The 19,711-nt window shown below is 63.6% G+C and carries 19 protein-coding genes; 9 read left to right on the top strand and 10 right to left on the bottom strand.

Going from position 1 to position 19,711, the window contains the following annotated elements; translation table 11 throughout:
• The first annotated feature begins 4 nt into the window (after window positions 1-4).
• Window positions 5-826, top strand: a complete 822-nt coding sequence (locus RAS12_RS11015; protein WP_306948213.1) for a helix-turn-helix transcriptional regulator — start codon at window positions 5-7, stop codon at window positions 824-826.
• Window positions 827-904: 78 nt separating this feature from the next.
• Here the strand turns inward: RAS12_RS11015 and RAS12_RS11010 are convergent, their stop codons facing one another.
• A complete protein-coding gene (locus tag RAS12_RS11010; protein WP_306948211.1) occupies window positions 905-2,221 on the bottom strand; it encodes an MFS transporter in 1,317 nt (438 codons plus the stop codon).
• 108 nt (window positions 2,222-2,329) lie between these two features.
• Here RAS12_RS11010 and RAS12_RS11005 point away from each other — a divergent pair, with 108 nt between their 5' ends.
• The 4 genes from RAS12_RS11005 (at window position 2,330) to RAS12_RS10990 (ending at window position 5,934) form a co-directional block, all read left to right on the top strand.
• Window positions 2,330-3,250 (top strand): LysR substrate-binding domain-containing protein, encoded by a 921-nt coding sequence (locus RAS12_RS11005; RefSeq protein ID WP_306948209.1) that lies wholly within the window; start codon window positions 2,330-2,332, stop codon window positions 3,248-3,250.
• Between the two features lie 36 nt (window positions 3,251-3,286).
• Window positions 3,287-4,174, top strand: a complete 888-nt coding sequence (locus RAS12_RS11000) for a LysR family transcriptional regulator (protein WP_371321298.1) — start codon at window positions 3,287-3,289, stop codon at window positions 4,172-4,174.
• Between the two features lie 122 nt (window positions 4,175-4,296).
• Window positions 4,297-4,926, top strand: a complete 630-nt coding sequence (locus tag RAS12_RS10995) for a glutathione S-transferase family protein (protein ID WP_306948204.1) — start codon at window positions 4,297-4,299, stop codon at window positions 4,924-4,926.
• 39 nt (window positions 4,927-4,965) lie between these two features.
• Window positions 4,966-5,934, top strand: a complete 969-nt coding sequence (locus RAS12_RS10990) for a pyridoxamine 5'-phosphate oxidase family protein (RefSeq protein ID WP_306948203.1) — start codon at window positions 4,966-4,968, stop codon at window positions 5,932-5,934.
• Here RAS12_RS10990 and RAS12_RS10985 read toward each other — a convergent pair.
• Window positions 5,931-6,386, bottom strand: coding sequence for a winged helix-turn-helix transcriptional regulator (locus RAS12_RS10985; protein ID WP_306948201.1), 456 nt, complete (start codon window positions 6,384-6,386; stop codon window positions 5,931-5,933). The two genes, RAS12_RS10990 and RAS12_RS10985, sit on opposite strands and share 4 nt — an antisense overlap.
• 113 nt (window positions 6,387-6,499) lie before the next feature.
• On the opposite strand from RAS12_RS10985, the gene RAS12_RS10980 reads away from it, so the two are divergent.
• Together RAS12_RS10980 and RAS12_RS10975 are read left to right on the top strand one after the other, a co-directional pair.
• Complete coding sequence (locus RAS12_RS10980) at window positions 6,500-7,741, top strand: MFS transporter (protein WP_371321272.1); 1,242 nt, start codon at window positions 6,500-6,502, stop codon at window positions 7,739-7,741.
• Between the two features lie 39 nt (window positions 7,742-7,780).
• Window positions 7,781-8,449 carry a class I SAM-dependent methyltransferase gene (locus RAS12_RS10975; RefSeq protein ID WP_306948198.1) on the top strand — a complete coding sequence of 223 codons (669 nt, stop codon included), beginning with the start codon at window positions 7,781-7,783 and terminating at the stop codon, window positions 8,447-8,449.
• Between the two features lie 41 nt (window positions 8,450-8,490).
• On the opposite strand, the gene RAS12_RS10970 is transcribed toward RAS12_RS10975, so the two are convergent.
• The 6 genes from RAS12_RS10970 to RAS12_RS10945 form a co-directional block, all read right to left on the bottom strand.
• Window positions 8,491-8,784 (bottom strand): hypothetical protein, encoded by a 294-nt coding sequence (locus RAS12_RS10970; protein WP_306948196.1) that lies wholly within the window; start codon window positions 8,782-8,784, stop codon window positions 8,491-8,493.
• Window position 8,785: 1 nt separating this feature from the next.
• The gene (locus RAS12_RS10965) at window positions 8,786-9,526 is read right to left on the bottom strand and encodes an ABC transporter ATP-binding protein (protein WP_306948194.1); all 741 of its coding nucleotides are present in this window, start codon (window positions 9,524-9,526) and stop codon (window positions 8,786-8,788) included.
• On the bottom strand, window positions 9,514-10,332 hold the full coding sequence (locus tag RAS12_RS10960) for an ABC transporter permease (protein WP_306948192.1): 819 nt from the start codon (window positions 10,330-10,332) through the stop codon (window positions 9,514-9,516). The genes RAS12_RS10965 and RAS12_RS10960 overlap by 13 nt, the downstream gene beginning before the upstream one ends.
• Window positions 10,329-11,339 carry an ABC transporter substrate-binding protein gene (locus RAS12_RS10955; RefSeq protein WP_306948190.1) on the bottom strand — a complete coding sequence of 337 codons (1,011 nt, stop codon included), beginning with the start codon at window positions 11,337-11,339 and terminating at the stop codon, window positions 10,329-10,331. The genes RAS12_RS10960 and RAS12_RS10955 overlap by 4 nt, the downstream gene beginning before the upstream one ends.
• Window positions 11,340-11,549: 210 nt before the next feature.
• Window positions 11,550-13,319: an acyl-CoA dehydrogenase gene (locus tag RAS12_RS10950; RefSeq protein WP_306948187.1), complete on the bottom strand. Its 1,770-nt coding sequence runs from the start codon at window positions 13,317-13,319 to the stop codon at window positions 11,550-11,552.
• Between the two features lie 66 nt (window positions 13,320-13,385).
• Entirely contained in the window at window positions 13,386-15,041 is a 1,656-nt protein-coding gene (locus RAS12_RS10945; protein ID WP_306948185.1) for an acyl-CoA synthetase, read from the bottom strand.
• A 161-nt stretch (window positions 15,042-15,202) separates the two neighbouring features.
• On the opposite strand from RAS12_RS10945, the gene RAS12_RS10940 reads away from it, so the two are divergent.
• Window positions 15,203-15,913 (top strand): Crp/Fnr family transcriptional regulator, encoded by a 711-nt coding sequence (locus RAS12_RS10940; RefSeq protein WP_306948183.1) that lies wholly within the window; start codon window positions 15,203-15,205, stop codon window positions 15,911-15,913.
• A gap of 6 nt (window positions 15,914-15,919) precedes the next feature.
• Here the strand turns inward: RAS12_RS10940 and RAS12_RS10935 are convergent, their stop codons facing one another.
• Entirely contained in the window at window positions 15,920-16,624 is a 705-nt protein-coding gene (locus RAS12_RS10935) for an aspartate/glutamate racemase family protein (protein ID WP_306948180.1), read from the bottom strand.
• Window positions 16,621-17,079, bottom strand: a complete 459-nt coding sequence (locus RAS12_RS10930; RefSeq protein ID WP_306948178.1) for a MarR family winged helix-turn-helix transcriptional regulator — start codon at window positions 17,077-17,079, stop codon at window positions 16,621-16,623. The genes RAS12_RS10935 and RAS12_RS10930 overlap by 4 nt, the downstream gene beginning before the upstream one ends.
• Before the next feature lie 240 nt (window positions 17,080-17,319).
• Between RAS12_RS10930 and RAS12_RS10925 the strand changes: the two genes are divergently transcribed.
• Window positions 17,320-19,605: a nitric-oxide reductase large subunit gene (locus tag RAS12_RS10925; protein ID WP_306948176.1), complete on the top strand. Its 2,286-nt coding sequence runs from the start codon at window positions 17,320-17,322 to the stop codon at window positions 19,603-19,605.
• Window positions 19,606-19,711: the final 106 nt, after the last annotated feature.

Genomic DNA, 19,711 nt, shown 5'->3' with positions numbered 1-19,711 from the left:
ATTCATGGCGGTTTCCCAACATATCTGGCATTGCGGCGCAGGCTTGCCCGGCGACGTGCTGATTGCCGACCTGCGCGCGTATCGCTATGCGCCGCATTTTCATGACGCCTGGTCGATCGGCGCCATTGAGCATGGCCGTTGCACATTCACGGTGCATGGCGAATCGTATGTGGCGGGCGAGGGCGATCTGGTGGTGATCGCGCCGGGGCAGGTTCACACTGGCGGCACTTCGGCAGAACCACTGGCGTATCGCATGGCCTATATCGACGCAGGCTGGTTCGGCGACCACATGCAGACGTTGTTTGCCGACGAGGCGCACTTGCCGGGGCCAGTGATTACGTCGCCCGGATTGTGCGCGCAATGGCTGGCTGCACTGACGCCGGATGCCATCGCGGATACTGAACGCAGAGAGCGCCTGTCGGCCGCGTTGTTCGCCTTGTTGTCCTCGCATGCGCGAGGTCAGGCACAGAGTCATTCCACTACGCCCGCGGCTACCGATGTCTGCGCCATGCTGCGCGAACGTATGGCGGCAGATCCGGCTTGCGCACCCGATCTGGAAGCGCTGGCCCGTGCACAGGACCGGCATCGCACCACGCTGGTCAAGCAGTTCGCCCGCCGCTATGGCCTGCCGCCGCAGGCGTGGTTACGCAACTGGCGGGTGGCACGCGCCCGCACGCTATTGCGCAATGGTTTGCCGTTGGCTCAGGCCGCGCAAGCCGTGGGTTTTGCAGATCAGGCGCACCTGACGCGGGTATTCAAACAGGTTTACGGCAGCACGCCGGGAGTGCTGCGCAGGGCGGGCGAGGGCGATGTCCGCACGTTGTGAGGGCGCGGCGTTTCGATCCGGCAGTCCGAATACTTGCGCGTGAAGGATTCAGCGCCCAGCGGTTTCGTTGCTTTCCGGTCACGGCGTTTCTGACGTGGCCGCGCACGAAATTCCAGGATTGGCCGGCCCTGGGCGTTCAGTTGCCGGCTGTTTTTGCGGCCGCGTCAGAAAAGGCAGCGCCGCCAACATGCACAACCCGGCAAGCACCCAAGTCATGGGCCAGGAAGCGACGGCGGCTACATGCGGAATGGCAAGCGGCGTCAGGAACAGCCCCAGATAGACGCAACTATTCGCCATGCCCAGCGCCGTGCCCGCGCGCGATGCTCCTGCAAGCGTCGCCAGTTCGGTGTAAGCGACACCATGCCAAGCGGATGCGCAGATGCCCGCTGCGGCGAGCAGCACAGCCACGCTGATGACGGCGGCGGGCGTGCTGGCTGACCCGCTGACAGCCCAGGCCAACGCGCCCAGCGCTGCAAACAGCAGAAAGCTCAACCACGCGCAGCCGCGCAAATATCCGCGCCGGTTGCCATGGCGATCCGTCCAGCGTCCGCTCGCAATGCGCGCCACCATCGCGCCCAGTTGCACCGCCACCATGACGCCGGTCAGTGTGCCGATGCCCGCGTGGCTGAAATCGTGCAGGAACACCGTGGCAAACGTCAGCACGGCGAACTGCGGACAGCACATCACGCCAATGGCCACCGCTGCCCGCCAGACCCGGGTGTCGCGTAATGGAGTGGCGGCAGCGCCGCGTTCTGCCGGGGCATTGGCCAGATGCGCAGGTTCGCGCAGCCAGCACAGGGCCGATAGCGCCGCCAGGCCGCACATCAGCGCCAACACACCGTACACGGCGCCAAAGCCCGACCGCGCCGCCAGCCAGGGCAGCAATAGCGCGCCCAGTCCGCCGCCAAGCGGCACAGCGGTTTGGCGAATGCTCATCGCCAGGCCCCGTTCGCCTTCGCCAAACCACGCCATCACCGCGCGGCCGCTCGCGCCGTTGACGCTGCCTCCCAACGCGCCTACCAGCACCAGTCCCAGCGCAAGCAGCCACAGGCTGGGTGCGACGCCGTGGGCCGGCGAGGCAAAGACGCTCATCCAGGCAAGCGCAGCGGCGGTAGCGCCCAGGCCTGTCAACAGTACCGGGCGGTCTCCCCAACGGTCGGTCAACAGACCCCAGGGCAGTTCGAACAGCGCCACGCCCAGCCCCAGCAGTCCGAGCGCCAAGCCTAATTGCGCGTTGTCCAACTGATAGCCCGCGCGCATGAAAATAGCAGTTGTCGGCAAACCGGCAGCGGCGGCGGAAAAGGCCGCGTTGGCCGCCACCCCTACGGCAAGCACTTTCCAGCGGTGCGCAGGCAGTTGGGACGGGGCTTGGGCGGGCAGGGTTAAGGCGGGCATAAGAAGATCCAGAAGTGAAAAACAGGGATGCCGTTTAGTCTGCACTTCTGATATTGTTCTGAAAATCAGGAAATATTGATTGAATAGTTTAAAAAAACAGGACGGTTGATGAGGCCGATCATTTTTGACCTTGAGGTGCTGCGCAGTTTTGTCACTGGCGTTGATCTGGGCAGTTTTGGGCGTGCGGCTGGCCGATTGGGCCGGTCCACATCCGCTATCAGCGCCCAGATGAAAAAGCTGGAGGAACAGGCGGGCGTGGTGTTGTTGCGCAAAGAAGGCCGGGGTCTGGCGCTGACCGACGCTGGCGAGACCATGCTGGCCTACGCGCGCCGCCTTCTGGAATTGAATGACCAGGCCTCTCGCGCCGTGCGCGGCGTGGAATTGCAAGGCCGCGTGCGGCTGGGCATGCAAGAGGACTTCGGCGAAGCGCTGTTGCCCCAGGTGCTGGGCCAGTTCGCCCGCGCACATCCCCAGGTGCGTATCGAAGCCCGCGTTGCGCGCAATGCAGACTTGCTGGAACGTATCGCGGCGGGCCAATTGGATCTGGCGCTGGCCTGGGGCCACGACGGCCGGTTGCCGCATTCCGAGCGCCTGTTGGATTTGCCTATGTGCTGGATAGGTCCCGCGCAGCCGCCTGCGTCTGTGTTCGATGCCGACGGCGTGTTGCCCTTGGCGGCGTTTGAGCCGCCTTGTCTATTTCGCAGCGCTGCAACGGATGCGTTGGATCGCGCGGGCATGCCGTGGTCGGCGGCCTTTACCAGCCCCAGTCTGGCAGGGTTATGGGCGGCGGTATCTGCCGGTTTGGGATTGTCGGTAAGGTCGCCGTTGGGGCTGCCCGCCGCCGTTCGCGCGTTGGCCCCCGGCGAATTCGGCCTGCCGCGCTTGCCGGACATTGCGCTGACTTTGTACCGCGCCCAAGCGCAGCCCGATTCGGTGGCCGCCGCGTTGGGTAGCATCGTGCAGCAGTGCATTTATGACAGCGCTGACGCCTGGGCGCCTGCCCATACGGCAGGCCCCGCTGGGATTTGAAAAGTAAAGGGACAGTCTGTGAATCGATTCCATGAAATGTCCGTGTTCCTGGCGGTGGCTGAATCGCAAAGCTTCGCCGCGGCCGCCCGCCGCATGGAGATGTCCGCGCCCTCGGTTACCCGGGGTGTTGCGGCGCTTGAGCGGCGGCTGGGGGCCTTGCTGCTGGTGCGCACAACGCGCAGCTTGCGCCTGACCGAAGCAGGCCAGCGTTACGCCACCGATTGCCGGCGCATTCTGGAATCGGTGGAGCAGGCTGACGATGCCGCAGCAGGCGCGATGGCCGCGCCGCGCGGCGCGCTTCACATCACCGCGCCTGCTTTGTTTGGGGAATTGCATGTGATGCCTGTTGTCTTGGGCTACTTGCGCACTCACCGGGAAGTGTCGGTGCGCACGCTTTTGGTCGACCGCGTGGTGAACCTGATGGACGAAGGCGTGGATGTGGCGGTGCGTATCGGCGCCTTGCCGGATTCCACGCTGACGGCTGTTCCGGTTGGCCATGTGCGCCGCGTCGTTTGCGCGTCCCCCAGTTTCCTGCAGGACCACGGCATTCCCCAAAACCCGGACGCCTTGCATCGCTATTGCACCATCACCGCTGCCATGGAGGGCAGGAGTCCTCAGTGGCGGTTCTTGCAGGCAGGGCAGCCTCGCAGACTGAGCGTGGAGTCGCAATTGACCGTCACGTCTTTCCAGGCGGCGGTGCTGGCTGCTTGCGAAGGCTGGGGCCTGACGCAAGTCGTGTCCTATCAAGTGGCGCGGCATCTGGCCAGCGGCGCCTTGCAAGTCGTGCTGCGTGAATTCGAACTGCCGCCGATGCCCGTGCATGTGGTGTACCCGGAAGGGCGTAGAAGTTCAGCCAAAGTGCGCAGTTTTGTCGAATTCTGCGTGGAAGGGTTACGCCAGGATCTGGCGGCGCTGCCCGCGTAAGCCGCCCGGGCCAGGCGGCTTTCTTTCAGGAATGGCAAGAGTGTCTTGCCATCCTTGGACGTTCCCCTTTGGCGCGCATCGGTCCACGATGGAGTCCTGACTTCCCATCCTGGACTTTCGACATGCAAACCGCTTCTTTGACGTTCTACAGTTTTCCCCTGTCCGGACACGCCCATCGCGTGGCCCTGATGTTGTCGCTGCTGAACGTGCCCCACCGGCAGGTCGAGGTGGATTTGCGCCAGGGAGAACAGAAGCGGCCCGAATATCTGGCAATGAACGCTTTTGGGCAAGTGCCGGTGATCGACGACAACGGCGTTGTCATCGCGGATTCCACCGCCATCCTGGTCTATCTGGCCAAGCGCTACGGCGACGCATCCTGGCTGCCCGCTGATCCCGCGGGCGCCGCGCAGGTGCAGCGCTGGCTGTCGGTTGCTTCCGGCCCCTTGGCCAGCGGCCCTGCCACTGCACGGCTGATTACCGTGTTTGGCGCGCCTTACGATGTTGAGACCACGCTGGCCCGGGCGCACGCCTTGCTGGCCGTAATGGACAGCGAACTGTCGACCCGCGCTTTCCTGGCGGGCGAAACGCTGACGATTGCGGACGTGGCCTGCTATGCGTACGTGGCGCATGCCCCCGAAGGCAATGTATCGCTTGCCGCTTACCCGCATATCCGGGCCTGGCTGGAACGCATTGAAAGCTTGCCGCGCTTTGTGCCGATGCCGTCATCGGCGGCAGGCTTGCTGGCGGCTTGATCCCCTCCATCCCTGCTACCGCGTCAGGAGAATCGCAACATGACTACCGACCCTATTGCCGCCCCGAGACAACCCTGGCACGCCGGCGAACGCCTGCTGCAAGCCAGTGCCGGGATGGCCGAGCGCATGGCGCAGATTGGTCCGAAAATCATCCGCGACTACATGCCTGACCAGCACCGCGACTTCTTTGCGCAACTGCCCTTTGTTGTGATGGGGGCAGTGGACGAACAGGGTGATCCGTGGGCGGGCGTGCTGGAAGGTTTGCCGGGGTTCGCCGTGTCTCCTGATCCGCGCAGCCTGCGCGTGTCCGCGATGCCTGATGCCGATGATCCGCTGCGCGCCGGTCTGGGGCCGGACAAGTCGATAGGTTTATTGGGGATCGAATTGCATACGCGCCGCCGCAACCGGATGAATGGGCGGGTTGCGGCGGCGACGGATAAAGGGTTTGACGTGGCCGTGGCGCAATCCTTTGGCAACTGTCCGCAATACATCCAGTCTCGCGATTTTCATTTCTCGCGTTCGCCCAGCCTGCGTTTTCCGTCCGCGCCGCATGAACTCGCCGGACTGGACGATGCCGCGCGTGCGCTGATTAAGGCGTCAGACACCTTCTTTGTCGCAAGTTATGTGGACACCGATGAGGGCGGGCGCGCCGTGGACGTCTCGCATCGCGGTGGCAAGCGAGGATTTGTGCGCGTGGATGGCAACGTGCTGACCATTCCGGATTTCTCGGGCAACCGCTTTTTCAACACCTTGGGAAACCTGGCTGCAAACCCCCGCGCCGGACTGGTGTTTATTGATTTTGAACGCGGCGACGTGTTGCAGGTGTCCGGCCAGGCGGAAGTGCTGCTGGACAGTCCGGAAGCGCAGGGGTTCGAGGGCGCGGAACGGCTGTGGCGCGTACACGTACGCCGAGTCGTGCGCCGCCCGGGCGCTCTGGCGTTGCGGTGGACGTTCGACGCGTATTCGCCGACGTCGCTGGCAACGGGGCAGTGGCCGAAGTCCGCCTAATTTGCTGACGTGATCTTCTGCACGACTGTATCGTCAGGACCCACCACGCGGCCGTCCTGTGCCCGTATTTCCAGCCGGCGCACCGGTTGGCCGCGCTTGCGGTCGATCAGGGCCGAATGGGGTTCGGCTGCGGCGTAGTGATGGTCTTCGCCCCATTGGCGCAGGCTGACGATGACGGGAAAGAGGGCGCGGCCTTTCTCCGTCAGCACGTACTCCTGATAGGCGCTGCCGTCCGACGCGGGGGCGGCAGCAAGAATGTCATGAGCGACCAGAGTTCGCAGCCGGTCGCTCAGAATATTCTTGGCCACGCCCAGGCTTTTTTGGAATTCCCCAAAACGCCGCACGCCGTCGAAGGCGTCTCGCACAATCAGCAGCGACCACCAATCGCCAATGGCATCTAACGATCGCGCCACCGGACAGGCGGCGCCCTCAAGGCTGGTGCGTTTAACCATGTCGGGCCCTTAAGCAAGAGGATGGACGGAAACAGCGCACGGTATTTATGGTTGCATTATAAAACCTATCGGTCTAGCATCTGGTTTCGTAATAAAACCACATAGGATTTCTGATGCCACCCCGACCTGCCGTTGCGTCCGCTGACGCGCCGTTGCCCGAGACCCCGCCGCCGATGCCGGCCCCTTTGGTGCTGTTGTTGGCCGTGGCCTGCGCCTTGAGCGTGGCCAACGTGTATTACGCGCAGCCCTTGCTGGACGCCATCGGGCGCGAGTTTTCAATGAGCGAAGGGGCGGTGGGCGTTGTCATCACCGCAACGCAGTTTGGATGCGCCCTGGCACTGCTGTTCGTGGTGCCGTTAGGTGATCTGCTGGACCGCCGCCGCCTGATGATCGGGCAACTGGGTTTATTGGTGCTGGCGCTGGGCGCGGTGGCGCTTTCCGCCAACACCCCGTGGCTGCTGACGGGCATGGTGGCACTCGGCCTGTTGGGGACGGCGATGACGCAGGGTTTGCTTGCCCTGTCCGCCGCTCTGGCCGCGCCCGCCGAGCGGGGGCGCGTGGTGGGCGCGGCCCAGGGCGGTGTGGTGATCGGACTGCTGTTGGCGCGCACGTTGTCTGGCGCATTGGCCGACTTGTGGGGCTGGCGCGCTGTTTATCTGGCGTCGGCTGGTGTGGCCGCGGTGCTGGCGTTGGTGCTGATGCGCTGTTTGCCGCAACGCCGGCTGCCTGCTGCTGACCTCTCGTATTGGGCGCTGCTGCGGTCCCTGTACGCCTTGCTGGCTACCGAGCGTGTTTTGCGTGTGCGCGGCATGATCGCGCTGCTGATGTTTGCCGCCATTGGCGCGTTCTGGACGGCGTTGGTGTTGCCGCTGAGTGCGCCGCCGTACTCCTTGTCGCATACGGCGGTGGGCGCGTTCGGACTGGTGGGTGTGTTGGGTGTGCTGATGGCCGCGCGCGCGGGCCGGCTGGCCGATCGCGGCTTGGGTCAGCGCACGACTTGCATAGGGCTGCTGCTGTTGTGCCTGGCCTGGGTGCCCATCGCATTTCTTGAGCAAAGCCTGTGGGCGCTGGCCTTGGGCGTGCTGATTCTGGATGTGGCGCTACAAGCATTGCACGTGACCAATCAGACGATGATCTTCAGCATCAGCAGCGAGGCGCATAGCCGGCTGGTGGGCGGCTACATGATGTTCTATGCCGTGGGTAGCGGGCTGGGGTCGATTGCGGCCACTGCTGTTTATGCACAGGCGGGTTGGCTGGGCGTGTGCGCGCTGGGCGCAGCGTTTAGTGTGGCGGCCTTGGTGTTCTGGGCCGCTACCTTGCCGCAGAAGACGGCGCCGCAGGCGCAGCGTTGTTGAATGGGTTACCTTTTGCGGTCAGCTTAAGGAGAGAGGACCATGACACCGGCATCAGATCGGGACGCGCGTGAACTGGCGCGCCAACTGCGTGAGCCCCAAGGCGACGATGGCATCCGCATTGGCAATGTGATGCACGCGGGCAATTTCCGCATGACACAAGCGTGCTTCGCCAGCCTGGGGCTAACCGAAGGCGGAACCTTGCTTGAGATCGGCCATGGCAACGCGGCGCATGTTCCCGGGCTATTGCAGGCCTGTCCGGAAATCCGGTTTCAAGGCTTGGACGTATCCAGCCTGATGCGCGACGAAGCTGCGCGCTTGAATCACGCAGCGGTGCAGCGCGGGCTAGCGGTCTTTACGCAATACGATGGCGGCTGTTTCCCGTTTTCGGCGCAGCAATTTGATGCGGCGATGAGCGTGAATACGGTGTATTTCCTGCCGCAGCCCTTGGCATTCCTTGAGGAAACCTACCGTGTGCTGCGCCCGGGCGCGCCCTTCAGTCTGGCCTTTGCCGACAAGGCATTCATGCGCCAGCAAGCCTTTGCGCAGCACGGCTTCAGTCTGTTCGGTACGGATGAAATGGTCGCGCTGCTGGAAGCCGCGCAATTCAAAGTGCTGGGGGTAGAGACGCATCAAGACATCATGCCCAGCGCGCATGCGCACGGGGCGGGGGTAGCGCGTCTATTTCACGTCGTGCAGGCCGTGCGCTAGCGCCGAGCCGTAGCCACGCGGATGACCTGAATGACGGTCCTTCACGCCCGCATATAGGCCCAGCCGTCATGCTGGCGTTGCGCGATGTGCAGCACGGCGGCGCCCACGGTCTGAAGATGCTCTGGCGCTTGCGCGCCCGTTGCGGTCAGCGTGTTCTGGCACAGAAGCAGATGTTCGTCGGTGGGATGGGGGTCATCCAACGCCGCCGCCACGGCGCCAGCGTTGGCGACGATTTCCACGGCTGCTTGCGGGTCCGCTTTTTTCAGGTTCGCGGCATTGCGGCGGGCGCGTTCCAACGAGGCCGGGGTGGGGGCGTGTATCAGCAGTTGGATCATGTCAGTGGTGTTCCAGCGTGTGGGCAATGGCCGCAACCTGCGCGGCGTAGGCCGGCGCGCTGCGGTCGCGCGGACGCGGCAAACCGATATCGTAACTGCCGACGATATTGGCCGGGTGGCCGCCCAGCACGACGACCTTATCTGCCAGGAATACCGCTTCTTCAATATCGTGCGTGACGAACAGCACTGCGGCGCCTGATGCCTGCCACACGCGGATCAGTTCCTGCTGTAGATTGCGGCGCGTGATGGCGTCCACGGCGCTGAAAGGTTCGTCCATCAGCAACAGATCGGGCTTGACCGCCAATGCACGGGCAATGCCCACGCGTTGCGCCTGGCCGCCGGACAACTGATGCGGCCAGCGCCGGCCATAGCCGTCCAAACCCGTTAATTGCAGCGCGGATTCAACGCGTTGCGTTTTTTCCTGGCGCGTCAGGCCCAAGCCTTCAAGCCCATATCCCACGTTGCCGCCGACGGTGCGCCAGGGCATCAAACGGCTGTCCTGAAAAACCACGGCGCGCGCGCGGCGGCCGGGCCGGGGCTGCGTGTGAAAGCGGACATCGCCGGCGGACGGTTCGGTCAGGCCGGCAGCGGCGCGCAACAGTGTCGATTTACCGACGCCGGAACCGCCGACGATCGCCACGAAACTACCCGCTTCGATATGCAGCGACAGCCCTTGGATGACTGGCGCGGGGGCGCCGGGATGCTGGTAAGACAGCTTGGAAAATTCAATTACGGACGCCATTGCAGCACCTTGCTTTCGATGGCGGAAAACGCCAGGTCGCAGACTGTGTAGACCAGCGAGATGATCAGCATATAGACCACTACGGCGTCATAGGCGCCTACGCCTGCCGCCGCATTCATCTCCTGGCCCATGCCCGGCACGCCCAATAGTTCCGCTGCGATCAGCGTCATCCAGGCCTGCCCGATGCCGGTGCGTACGCCAGACAGCGCACCCGGCGCGATGGCGGGCAAGGTCACGGAAAAGGCGCGCGCCAGATATCCGCCATGCCCGAAAGCGCGGGCCAGTTCGTAGTACCGCGGATCTACGTTGCGCACGGCGCTATAGGTGGCGAAGTAGTTCACCCAGAACACGCCGATGGCGATCACAAAAGCCGCGCCCGCGTGGCTGACCTTGAACCAAGCAATGGCAAAAACCACCCAGGCCAGCGGCGGGATCGGGCGCAGCACGCGCACCAGATAGGCTTGCATCAGGTCAAAGCGCGGTAGCGTGGCCGCCGCCAGCCCCACGCCAAAACCCAGCGCCGTGCCCAGCGCCAGGCCCCAAAAATAGTGCACCAGACTGGAACCGATGGCGGGCAGCAGGCGGCCCGATTGCCATTCCTGCGCCAGCGTGGCGGGCAGGGCGAAGGGATCGGGCAAGGTGCCGCGCGGCGCCCATTGCCAGACCAGCGCGGCCTTCCAGATGCCGATGAAAATAATCAGGCCCGCGATCCCGTAAGCCGCCCGGCGCGCAGCAGCCAGCCAGGGCGGCGGGCCATTGCGCAGCGTGACGGGGGCCACGGAAAGGGCCGAAGCGGCCTGGCTCATTGTTTCGCGGCCTTGTCGTAGTAGCGGGTGTCGAACAGCTGCTTCACGTCCACGGGCGGCGCTTCTACCGTGCCGAGCGTGGCCTGGAAGGTTTGCAGTTCTGCGGTGGCGTTGACGATGGCGTGCGGGTCGGCCACGAACTGGTCATGCGAGCTGCGAATGGCTTTTTCCACCAGACTGCGATCCAGACGGCCGCCGCCCACGTACTTCTGCACGTACCCCGCGGCCTTGGCGGGATCATTCTTCAGTAGCGCGGTGGACGTCAAATGCGCGTTGACTAGTTGCTGCACGGTGTCGGGATGTTCGGCGATCAGCTTTTCACGCACCAGCAGCACGGCGCCGGGCTGTTTGGGAAACAGCTCAGAACCACGGGCCACCACGCGGGATTCGGGGGCGCGGGTCAGCACCGTCGTTACCGTGGGCTCAAGAATGGCCGCGCCGTCGATAGCGCCCGTCAAGAGCGATTGCTGGATCTGGGCTTCGCCCTGGTAGATCAGTTCTACGCTGGCCGGATCGGCCTTGATCTGATTACGCAGCCAATATTGCAGCGCGGCTTCTGGCACAGCGCCCTTGGGGTAGCTGGCAATAACGGGCTTTCTGCCGTGGTCTTTGGCAAAGCGCGCAAACGCCGTGGCCGGGTCGCCGGATGCGAAATAGGGCGCCAGCGGCCCCAGGGCCACCACATTGACCTGTTCGACGATGTTGGACGCGATGACCTTGATGTCTGCGCCCTTGGCGCGTGCCACCAGTGCCGGACCGATGCCAACATATGCGGCGTCCAGCTGGCCTGCGATCAGCGCCTGGGTCAGCGCCGGGCCGCTTTGGAACTGGACCAGCTTGGGAGCTGGCGCGTCTTTGGCCTGCAAGGTGCCTTCTTCCAGCGCAATGAAGAGCTGGGCGTCGGGCAGGATGGGCAGGTAGCCGATTTCAAGCGCCGGGGGCGCGGACAGGGCCGGGGCGGCGGCAAAGGCAGACAGCAAAGAAACAGCCAAAAGCTTGCGGAGCATGGGAAATCCTGTGAAACGCGCCTTGGTGCGGCCGGCGCCTTTGCCTACGGGCCAGGGGAGTTTCCGATGTCCGTTTAATAATTTTAGATATGTTTATTTCAGTTCATTATTCTTTCTGGTTATATGCTTAATGATGCATCTGAAACGAGCACAGGCAAAAAAATGACCGCGAAGCCGCGGTCATTCGTGCTGCGCAAAATTACACCGGAATCAGGGTTGGACCTCGTAGTCCTTAGCGCCCAGCACAACGGCCGCCAGCCCCGGGGCCTGCGTCAGTTTGTGCAGCGCGTAACACTGCACCGTGGCGATCTTGGCCTGGTGGAACGCCGGGTCTTCCTGTTGCAAGTCCAGGCTTGCCAGCAGCGCGCGCGCCATCTGCCAGCCCGCTAGCGTGGTGCCCGCCAAGAGCAGGTAGGGAACCGCAGCGCCGAAGACGGCGTTGGGGTGGCTCGCGGCATTGGCCAGAACAAAGTCCACGGCATTGGCCAGGGCCAGGCGGGCCTGGCGCAGCGGTTTCAGCACCAGGCCGGCTGCGGGCTCAGTGCGTGATTCCAGTTCGGCTTCCGTCTGGCGGATGGCATCCAGCAGCGCATGCGCCACCGCGCCGCCGTCGCGCAAGGTCTTGCGTCCGACAAGGTCGTTGGCCTGGATGGCAGTAGTGCCTTCGTAAATGGTCAGGATGCGGGCGTCGCGGTAGTACTGCGCGGCGCCCGTTTCTTCGATGAACCCCATGCCGCCATGGACCTGCACGCCCAGGCTGGCCACATCGATCGACATTTCCGTGCACCAGCCCTTCACGATAGGCACCAGAAATTCCTGGATGGCCAGTTGCCGCTTGCGTTCTTCGGCATCGGGGCTGGCGTGCGCCAGATCGGCATGACCGGCGGTGACATAGGCGAGCGCGCGGCCGGCTTCGGTCAGGGCGCGCATGGTGCCCAGCATGCGGCGCACGTCCGGGTGCTGGATGATGGCAACGGCTTCGCGCGAAGATCCGTCTACCGGGCGGCTCTGCACGCGATCGGCGGCATAGGCCAGCGCATGTTGATAGGCGCGGTCGGCGATGGCAATGCCTTGCACGCCAACGGCGTAGCGGGCGGCATTCATCATGATGAACATGGCGTCCAGCCCGCGGTTCTCCTGGCCGACCAGATACCCCAGCGCACCGCCCGCGTCGCCAAATTGCAGCGTGGCGGTGGGGCTGGCCTTGATGCCCAGCTTGTGTTCGATAGAGACGCAGGTGACGTCGTTGCGCGCGCCCAGCGAGCCGTCGTCGTTGACCAGGATCTTGGGCACCAGAAAGAGCGAAATGCCTTTGACGCCTTCGGGCGCATCGGGCAGGCGGGCCAGCACCAGATGCAGGATGTTCTCGGTCAGGTCGTGATCGCCATAGGTGATGAAGATCTTCGTGCCCGAGATGCGGTAGGTGCCATCGCCCACGGGCTGCGCCCGCGTGCGGATCATGGCCAGATCGGAACCGGCCTGCGGCTCGGTCAGGTTCATGGTGCCGGTCCATTGCCCGGAAATCATGGGGCCAATGAAACGTTCGCGCAGTTCGGGGGAGCCCGCCGTCATCAGCGCTTCGATGGCGCCGTTGGTCAGCAAGGGGCACAGGGCGAACGACAGGTTGGCGGCGTTCAGCATTTCAGAGCAGGGCGAGCCGATCAGCCCGGGCAAGCCCTGGCCGCCATATTCGACGGGATGCGACATCCCTTGCCAGCCGGCTTCGGTGTATTGGCGGAAAGCCTGTTTGAAGCCGGGGGCGGTGGTGACGGCGCCATCGCGCCAGGCGCTGGGTTCGCGGTCGGCCGGATGGTTCAGCGGAGCCAGCACGTCGGCCGCGAAGTGCGCGGACTCTTCAAGCACGGCCTGTGCCGTGTCGGGCGTGGCTTCTTCAAACCCGGGCAGGGCGGCCACTTTGTGCAAGTCGGCCAGATGGTTCAACACGAACAGCATGTCTTTCACGGGGGCTTGGTACGTCATGGCGTCGGAGCTCCAGGATAGGGTGATAGGGGGCCGGAAATTGGTAGACGGAACCGGAGGCCGGATTCAGTCAGTTTTATCGGGGTTGGACAGGTCGATGGCCTGGGTTGCGCCCACCGCGGCGCGAAGTTCAAATTTTTGGATCTTGCCGGTGGACGTTTTGGGCAGTTCGCCAAAGCGCACGGCGCGCGGCACTTTGAAGCCGGGCAGCAGCAGTTTGCAATGCGCAATGATTTCTTCAACGGTGGCGGTGCAGCCCGCTTTGAGTTCCACAAAGGCGCAGGGGGTTTCGCCCCACTTCGGATCTGGCATCGCCACCACGGCCACGGCCGCGACGGCGGGATGGCGGTACAGCGCGTCTTCGACCTCGATGCTGGAGATGTTCTCGCCGCCCGAGATAATGATGTCTTTGCTGCGATCCTTGATGCGTACATAGCCGTCCGCTGTCATCACGCCCAGGTCGCCGGTGTGGAACCAGCCGCCCGCAAAGGCATCGTCGGTAGCGCGTTCGTTCTTCAGATATCCCTTCATGCAGATATTGCCGCGGAACATGATCTCGCCCACGGTCTGTTCGTCGGCAGGCACTTCTTCCATGGTGTCGGGGTTGCGCACCGATACGCCGGCCTGCAAGTGGTAGCGCACGCCCTGGCGCGCGGTCAGCAGTGCGCGGCGTTCATCGTCCAGCGCATCCCAGGCCTCTTGGCGGGCGCAGACAGCGGCGGGGCCATAGACTTCGGTCAGGCCATACACATGGGTCAGTTCAAAGCCGATGTCGCGCATTTTGGCGATGACAGCCGGCGCGGGCGCAGCGCCCGCCACCATGGTCCGCACGGTGTGCGTGATGCCTGCCCGCATTTCGGCGGGGGCATTGGCCAAGGCGCTTTGAACGATGGGCGCGCCGCAGTAATGCGTGACGCCTTCGTTGCGGATCAGGTCAAATACGGTCTGGGGATCGAATTTGCGCAGGCACACGTTCACGCCTGCACGCGCGGCGACGGTCCACGGAAAGCACCAGCCATTGCAATGGAACATCGGCAGCGTCCACAGATAGACGGCGTGCTTGGGCATGTCCCATTCAAGGATGTTGCTGATCGCGTTCATATACGCGCCGCGGTAGTGATACACCACGCCTTTGGGGTCGCCCGTTGTGCCAGATGTGTAGTTCAGCGCAATGGCGTCCCATTCATCGGCGGGCGGTTTCCAGTCGTAGGCGGCGGGGGCGCTGGCCAGGAAGGCCTCGTAGTCCGTGGCGCCCGCCAGCGTGGCGGGCGCGCTGGCCAGATCGTGGACGGAGATCACGACCAGATGCGGAAACTCGGCGCGCGCGCGCTGGGCGACGTCGCTGTATTCAGTATCTACGATTAGCGCGCGGGCCTCGCCGTGCCCCAGCATGAAGAGCACGCTGGGCGTGTCCAGACGGGTGTTCAAGGTGTTCAGCACCGCGCCCAGCATCGGCACGCCGAAGTGGGCTTCGACCATGGCGGGGATGTTGGGCAGCATGACCGCCACGGTGTCGCCGCGCTTGATGCCGGCTTGTTCCAGCGCGCCAGCCAGCCGCTGCGCGCGCTCATAAGTCTGGGCCCAGGTCTGGCGCACCTTGCCGTGCACCACGGCCAGGCGGTTGCCATAGACTTCGGCGGCCCGGGCAATGAAATCCACGGGGGTCAGGGCTTCGTAGTTGGCGTCGCGGCGCGCAAGGCCGTGGTCGAACATACCGCTCATGTTTTGTCTCCGGTGGGCGCGCAGGCGTCCTGTATTTGATTGCGGGCCATTTGATTCCCGCCGCTTGCGTGAGCTTAGAGGCAGCCGGAAAATAGTGTCTGTCACCTGCATGACAGACGGCTGGCCGACTCCGCTTTTCCATGTTTTACACGGTTATTTCCATGTCCGATGTTTCAAACGTTGTTTCCCCTGCCGAACTGGCAGGCCTGTTCGGCGCCTGCTCCTGGTTTCAGGCGCTGGACGCCAGCCATCAGGAGCTGGTGCTGGCGTCTTCGCGCGCCGAACACGTGGGCAACGGCGCGTGGATTGCGCGGCGCAATGCGCCATCGGATTATTGGCTGGGCGTGCACACCGGCCTGCTCAAGCTGGCGATCTATAACGAATCGGGCCGCAGCTGCACGTTTTCGGGGGTGCCTCGGGGCGGCTGGTTTGGCGAAGGCAGCGTCATCAAGCGCGAGCTGCGCAAATACGATGTGGTGGCGATTCAGCCTTCGCTGGTGATGCTGGTGCCAGCAACCACCTTTCATGCGCTGCTGTCGGCCAGCCTGCCGTTTTCGCATTTTGTCATCGGCCAGTTGAATGACCGGATGGGTGAGTTCATCGCGTCCATTCAAAACCATCGTTTGCTGGACGCGGATGCGCGGGTGGCGCAGTCTCTTGCGCAACTGTTCAATCCGCAGCTGTATCCGTCCACGGATCTGACCCTGGCCATTTCGCAGGAAGAACTGGGGTACTTGACGGGTTTGTCGCGGCAGCGGGTCAACCAGGCTTTGCAGGCGCTGGCGGATCAGGAAATTCTGACCGTGGCCTACAACCAGATCAAGGTACTGGACCTGGACCGGTTGCGGCAGTACGGGCTGGACCAGCTCTAGCCGGGGTCAGCGGGACCGAAGCGCCCGGGTCAACGCGGCGCGGGCCAGAATGCGGGTGGAGTCCAGCGTAGGCAACACCGAGTTGCCGTCGTTCAACACCAGCGGCAGTTCGGTGCATCCCAGTACGACGGCATCGCACCCGGCATCGCGCAGGCGTTCAATAATGGCTTGCAGCCGCGCAACGGATTCCGGCTTGAAGACGCCATAAACCAGTTCGTCCATGATGATGCGGCCCAGTTCTTGGCGATCATCGCCGCTTGGGCGCACGTACTGCAATCCCTGGGCCTCTAGTTTGTTGGGATAGACATCGCTGGTGACGAGCCAGTGCGTACCCAGAATGCCAATGCGGCGGAAGTCGCGCGCGGCGGCCTCGGCGGCCACCTCTTCAGCAATATGCAGCCAGGGCAGGGGGGACTGCGGCAGCACATGGCCCATTGCCTGATGAATGGTGTTGTCGGGGCAGATCAGAAAATCCGCGCCCGCGCGGGCCAGTTTGCCTGCCGAAGACAGCATCAGCGCGGCCACGCCGGGCAAGTCGTTCTGGTCCAGGCAGACCACGTAATCCGCCAGCGAATGGGTGTGCAGCGAAATTTCCGGATGCGCGTGCGGCCCCATGCGTTGCGCGCCTTCGGCGCATAGGGTGCGATAGCACAAGGCCGCGCCTTCGGCAGAGCAAGCGACGATTCCAATATGCAACGGCGCAGCGGTCATGGAGCGGGTTCCTTGTTCAAGGCGCGCACGTGGCGGGCGATGTGGCGAAAACTGTCCGCCATGGCTGCCTGTTGCGCAGCGGGCAGTTGCGACAGGAACAACTCGTCGATGGCTGGCCCATAGACCTTCCACATCTCGCGGCGCAAGGCGCGGCCTTTGGGCGTCAGGCGGGCAAAGGTGGCGCGGCGGTCTTCATCGGACCGGAAGCGCTCGACCAGTCCGGCGGCTTCAATGCGGTCCATCAGGCGCGTCAGGTTGTAGCGCGCGATCACCATGCGCTCCGCCATCTCGAACATGCGGGCCGTGCCGTCGGGCGCGCGTTCCAGCGCCCACAGCGCGTCATACCAGGCCAGCGGCGGAAGGCCGGCTGCGGACAGGCGCTTTTCGATCTCTTCCACGACCAGCGCATGCGCGGTCAGAAAAAGGCTCCATGCATCGGGCTTGCCCGTGGCCATGCGGTCGTTTCCTTTGAGTATTGGGACGGTGCTGCGGCGATTGTACGAGGGCGGGACGGCATCTGCGCCGGCGCAGCCGGGTAAAAAAAACCTGATGGCAGTGATTTATACCCTTTTCCGGCAAGGTGAAAAAAACCCCGGAAATTTCAACATGCTGATTTGTCGCTATTTTTTTCTGGCACGGAATTCGCATAGGGAAATGCACCCCAACTAACCGCAACACTGGAGGGCGTTCCCATCATGGGTCCGTATCGGAAATTATGGTTCACATTGATCGCTGTGGTGGCGATCACGTTCGCATTGCTGGGTTTCTACGGCGGCGAGGTCTACCGGCAAGCTCCACCCATCCCGGGCCAGGTCGTCACGGCCGACGGTAAACCTCTGTTCGGCCGCGAAGACATTCTGGACGGCCAGACTGCGTGGCAGTCGGTGGGCGGCATGCAACTGGGCTCCGTGTGGGGCCATGGCGCATATCAGGCGCCCGACTGGACGGCGGACTGGCTGCACCGTGAACTGACCGCCTGGCTGGATCTGGCCGCGCGCGACGAACATGGCACTGCCTATGCGCAACTGGCCGCGCCCGCGCAAGCCGCGCTGCGCGAGGCTCTGAAGGCCGAGTATCGCGGCAACCGCAGCGATGCGGCGACCGATACGCTGACGATCAGCGCGCGCCGCGCGCAAGCCATCGAGCAGACGGCGGCCTACTACGACCAGTTGTTTTCCGATGCGCCAGCGCTGCATACCAGCCGCGAGCATTTCGCGATGAAGGAAAACACCTTGCCGGACGCCGCGCGTCGCAATCAGCTGACGCGGTTTTTCTTCTGGACCGCATGGGCGGCCGCTACTGAACGGGAAGGCAAGTCTGTCACCTACACCAACAACTGGCCGCACGAACCGCTGATCGGCAACCAGCCCAGCGCCGAGAACGTGATGTGGTCCATCGTCAGTGTGGTGGTGCTGTTGGCGGGCATTGGGCTCTTGATCTGGGCCTGGGCGTTCCTGCGCGGCAAGGAAGAGGCCGAGCCGGAGGCGCCCGCCAAGGACCCGCTGGCCGCGTTTGCGCTGACGCCGTCGCAACGCGCCTTGGGCAAGTATCTGTTCCTGGTGGTGGCGCTGTTCGGCTTTCAAGTGCTGCTGGGCGGGTTTACGGCGCACTACACGGTTGAAGGGCAAAAGTTCTACGGCATCGACGTATCGCAGTGGTTCCCGTATTCGCTGGTGCGGACGTGGCACATTCAAAGCGCGCTGTTCTGGATCGCTACCGGCTTTCTTGCGGCCGGCCTGTTCCTGGCGCCGTTGATCAACGGCGGGCGCGATCCGAAATTTCAGAAAGCGGGTGTCGACATTCTGTTCTGGGCGCTGGTGCTCGTGGTGGTCGGGTCATTTACCGGCAACTATCTGGCCATTGCGCAGATCATGCCGCCGAACCTGAATTTCTGGCTGGGTCACCAGGGTTATGAATACGTGGACCTGGGCCGGCTGTGGCAGATAGGCAAGTTCGCGGGGATCTGCTTCTGGCTCGTCTTGATGCTGCGCGGCATTGTGCCCGCGCTGCGCAAGCCGGGCGGCGACAAGAACCTGCTGGCCTTGCTGACGGCCTCTGTCGGCGCGATTGGGTTGTTTTATGGCGCAGGCTTTTTCTACGGTGAACGCACGCATCTGACCGTGATGGAGTACTGGCGCTGGTGGATTGTGCATCTGTGGGTGGAGGGCTTCTTTGAAGTGTTCGCCACGACGGCGCTTGCATTCATCTTTTCCACCTTGGGGCTGGTGTCGCGCCGCATGGCCACCACCGCCAGCCTGGCTTCGGCCTCGCTGTTCATGCTGGGCGGTATTCCCGGCACGTTCCATCACTTGTACTTTGCCGGCACGACGACACCCGTCATGGCGGTAGGCGCAAGTTTCTCGGCGCTGGAAGTGGTGCCGCTGATCGTGCTGGGCCACGAGGCCTGGGAAAACTGGCGTCTGAAGTCTCGTGCCCCGTGGATGGCTGACTTGAAGTGGCCGCTGATGTGCTTCGTGGCCGTGGCCTTCTGGAACATGCTGGGCGCGGGCGTCTTTGGGTTCATGATCAATCCGCCGATTTCGCTGTACTACATCCAGGGTCTGAATACCACGCCAGTTCATGCTCATGCGGCGCTCTTTGGGGTGTACGGCTTTCTGGCGCTGGGCTTTACCTTGCTGGTGCTGCGCTACATCCGTCCGCAATACTCGCTTAGCCCCGGGCTGATGAAGCTGGCGTTCTGGGGGATGAACATAGGCCTGGCGCTGATGATCTTCACAAGCTTGTTGCCGATAGGTCTGATCCAGTTCCATGCCAGCGTCAGCGAAGGGATGTGGTACGCCCGCAGCGAGGCCTTCATGCAGCAAGACCTGCTGAAGACCTTGCGCTGGGGTCGTACCTTTGGCGACGTGGTGTTCCTGCTGGGCGCGCTGGCAATGGTCATGCAGGTGATCCTGGGGCTGTTGAGCGCCAAGCCTGCTCTGGTTGAACCACGCTTGCAGGCCAAGACCGCGCGGGGCTGACGCAAGGCGTCCGCGACTTTGCGCCAGCGCAAAGTCGCGGTCCTGTACGGCAGGTTCAATGGAGACTCGCAGGCGCCCCATCGGCGCAGGTTATCCGGAGCACCGC

Source organism: Achromobacter seleniivolatilans, from assembly GCF_030864005.1.
In the GTDB taxonomy this organism is placed as follows: domain Bacteria; phylum Pseudomonadota; class Gammaproteobacteria; order Burkholderiales; family Burkholderiaceae_B; genus Achromobacter; species Achromobacter seleniivolatilans.
This window is presented reverse-complemented; position numbering and strand designations above follow the sequence as displayed.